At 32.6% G+C, this 1,102-nt stretch carries 1 protein-coding gene; it reads left to right on the top strand.

The genetic code is table 11. The features are described from left to right. The first annotated feature begins 129 nt into the window (after nucleotides 1-129). The gene (locus tag ACEN2H_RS15605; RefSeq protein WP_441733984.1) at nucleotides 130-1,095 is read left to right on the top strand and encodes an IS30 family transposase; all 966 of its coding nucleotides are present in this window, start codon (nucleotides 130-132) and stop codon (nucleotides 1,093-1,095) included. Nucleotides 1,096-1,102 lie beyond the last annotated feature (7 nt).

Here is a 1,102-nt window from a genome sequence, read left to right as displayed (position 1 = left end):
ACTAGATTCAATTAGTTAATGCAACTCTCAGGAAAAGGGATAGGATAATTTTTTCAAAAGAAAGGACATTAAAGTCCTCTCCTTCGAATGGAATAAATTGTCTTTATTTACTCCTGACCAAAGTTGTAAATAATGAGCCATTTAACCAGTGAACAAAGGTATACTATTAGTGTATTATTAGAGCAGAATTTCAGTAAAAGCGAAATAGCAATAGTTATTAAAAAAGATAAGTCAGTTTTAACACGAGAGCTAAAACGTAATTGTGATTTACGCAGTGGTAACTATGATTTTGATTTAGCTCAACGGAAATATGAAAAACGACAAAAAGACAAAACCAAAAGAAATGATTTAACAGTTGAAATTAAAGAGAGGATTAAAGAATACCTCCAACAAGAGTTAAGTCCAGAACAAATAGTAGGTGTTTGCTCAAAAAACGGATTGTCTTGTGTGTCAACAGAGTCTATTTATCAACATATTTGGAAAGATAAAAAAGACAAGGGGAATTTGTATTTAGGTCTCCGAACAACTGGTAAAAGATATAGAAAAAGAGGAAGTAATAAAGATTCCAGAGGTATCTTAAGTAACAGAAGGTCGATTGAAGATCGACCTGAAATTGTTGATTTAAAGCAACGTTTTGGAGATTTAGAGATAGATACTATAATCGGGAAGAATCACAAAGGTGTCATAGTGACCATAAACGATAGAGCCACTGGTATACTGAGGATGAAAAAAATAAAAGCTAAAGAAAGCGAATTGGTTAAACAAGCGACAATTGAATTACTCGAGAACTGGAAGCCCTATTTGTTTACATTAACATCCGACAATGGAAAAGAGTTTGCAATGCATCAAGAAATCGCAACAGCATTAGAAATCGACTTCTATTTTGCAAATCCTTACAGTCCTTGGCAACGTGGGGCAAATGAAAATCTAAATGGACTTATAAGGCAGTATATACCCAAATCGACCTCTTTTGAAGAAATAACTGTCGAAAGAATTATAGAAATACAAGAAAAATTAAATAACCGTCCGAGAAAAAGATTTAATTTTGAAACACCAAATTATATGTTTAACCAAAAAGTTGCATTAGTAACTTGAATTCAGC

Origin of the sequence: Flavobacterium sp. W22_SRS_FP1 (assembly GCF_052113685.1) — a bacterium.
Lineage (GTDB): Bacteria > Bacteroidota > Bacteroidia > Flavobacteriales > Flavobacteriaceae > Flavobacterium.
The sequence above is the reverse complement of the archived record's forward strand: the minus strand, read 5'-3'. Positions and strand labels throughout refer to the sequence as shown.